The 1,861-nt window shown below is 61.7% G+C and carries 3 protein-coding genes; all 3 read left to right on the top strand.

The window, feature by feature from the left end; all coding sequences use genetic code 11:
* Positions 1-232 (top strand): hypothetical protein (locus ACIRRA_RS45920; RefSeq protein ID WP_402782441.1); only part of this gene is annotated, 232 nt, incomplete at its 5' end.
* A gap of 408 nt (positions 233-640) precedes the next feature.
* On the top strand, positions 641-946 hold the full coding sequence (locus tag ACIRRA_RS45915) for a hypothetical protein (protein ID WP_402782438.1): 306 nt from the start codon (positions 641-643) through the stop codon (positions 944-946).
* Complete coding sequence (locus ACIRRA_RS45910; protein ID WP_402782435.1) at positions 943-1,251, top strand: hypothetical protein; 309 nt, start codon at positions 943-945, stop codon at positions 1,249-1,251. Before ACIRRA_RS45915 ends, ACIRRA_RS45910 begins: the two co-directional genes overlap by 4 nt.
* The last annotated feature ends 610 nt before the right edge of the window (positions 1,252-1,861 follow it).

Below are 1,861 nucleotides of genomic sequence, written 5' to 3'. Positions count from 1 at the left end.
CAGCCAATCATGCCCCGCAGCCAGAAGCCGGCCGCAAAACATCAATCCGAACCCGAACAGGCCAGCACATCAGCCGCACGAAAGATCCGGGCTAAGCCCGCTGCGCGCGGGCTTCAATATTCGTGAAAAGCGGACTCCCCAGCAGGCGCTGCTCGGACACGATGATGCACCGGCCAACCCGGGCGAGCGGCTCACGACGATCACTGACATCGCTCGCTGTCGACTCGGGTGATTTACTGATTGCGAGGTCAGTGAGCATTGAGACGAATGGGCCGCGGGGTCGGTTTTACCCGCGAACACTATGAGGTGATCAGCGATGTTCGGAATCCGGCGCACTATCCGGCGAGCGGCCGAATCCGCCGCCAATAACTCCCCCGTAATCGATGATCCCGACCTTGCGGCGGCAAGGCGAGAGCGCCTGGAAATGTTGGAGGCACTCGGCATCACCCAACCGCCTCGGTTGTGTTACCGGGGCGGGACCGGCCCTGTGACCGCGAAGCAGTATCGCGTCGAGGCCGAGGAGCTTCACGAGCTGCTCAACTCTCTCCCGCATAACCCGTCAAGCTCGTCGAGCCAACTCTGACCTGGCGGTGTAAGTCCATATCCTCTGGTACCTCCCGTGAGGTACCCTGTGGGGGACATGAGTTACTACTGGACACAGCGGGCGCGGACAATGGCGGCCGCGCTGGGAATCACCCCGGCCGACGTGACCGACGTCCTCTACAGCCCGGCCAAGCTCGTCATGAACGGCACCGATAACGGCACACGAGTCTTGCTCTTCTGGGCCCGCACGAGCGCCGGACGGCCGTTGATCATCACCTTGCGAGCCGACGACGAGGCCGATGAGGAGGAGGACACCGGCATCGTCGACTACCTGATTCGCAGCGTCTACGACATGCAGAGCTACGAACTGGGAATCTTCGCCGAATGGGAGCAGAACCAATGAGCACCGACAACGAAACCCGAATCGACGCAATTACTTTCGATCTCGCCGAAGCGCTACCAGCCGAGAACTTCCCAGGACCGGAAGCTATCCCCGCCGAGGGGATCTTGGTCAGCCGGTCGGTGAAATGGTCCACCACGACCGACGACGCGATCAAGGCCGCCGCCAAGAGCAAAGGCATCACCGCTTCGGAGCTGATCCGCCAGTACGTCGTGATGGGGTTGGCCGAGGAGAAGCGCGGCCTGGTCGTCGACCTCGCTGACCTCGTGCGCGTCCTGCACACCGTCGCACACCCGCCTGCCGCCTAGAGATCTTCGCGCAACGCTGTCACGACCAGCCCTGGTCTGCAGGTACTCACGTTGAGCGCGGTAGCGCGCCGAGCGGATCCGATCGAGATCGCCGTCGACCCCACCGATGAACAGACGTGCATACAGATCGACGTAGGCGTCGCGGCGCGATACCATTTTCGGCTCAGTCGCCGAGCCGATGTTCAGGTCACGCGGGCCCGGATCCTCCTCGTACAGTAGCGAATTAGCGGCGAAACCCCACAGAAACGTGGCGTCGGACCCAGAAAGCCCAGGGCTGATATCAGTCATGCGATCCATGATGCCAACCTGAAATCGACTGCACCGCTAAGAATTCCACCAGCTTCGTCGGTGATTCCCGAGGATGGTCGCCACGACCGCGGTCGTCGATTGGCTCTGGCGCACATCGTTAGGCCCGAATTCTCGCAGTTCGTGGGCGGCGTGGTTCCGGGCTTGTGATCAGCAGCGGGACCGCATCCAGTGGCAGACTTGCCAACGTGCCTAGTGAATCCCGCTATTGAGGGGCCGGAAAGATTTCGGACAGCGCATCTTTGGTTTCTCTACGCTGCCTGGTTCCGTTCGAACCACTCGGACTCTACTTCGTTGGGAGTTC

The organism is Nocardia sp. NPDC101769 (assembly GCF_044766925.1).
Classification (GTDB): Bacteria; Actinomycetota; Actinomycetes; order Mycobacteriales; family Mycobacteriaceae; genus Nocardia.
Note: the sequence above shows the minus strand (reverse complement) of the source record. Positions and strands in the feature narration are given on the sequence as shown.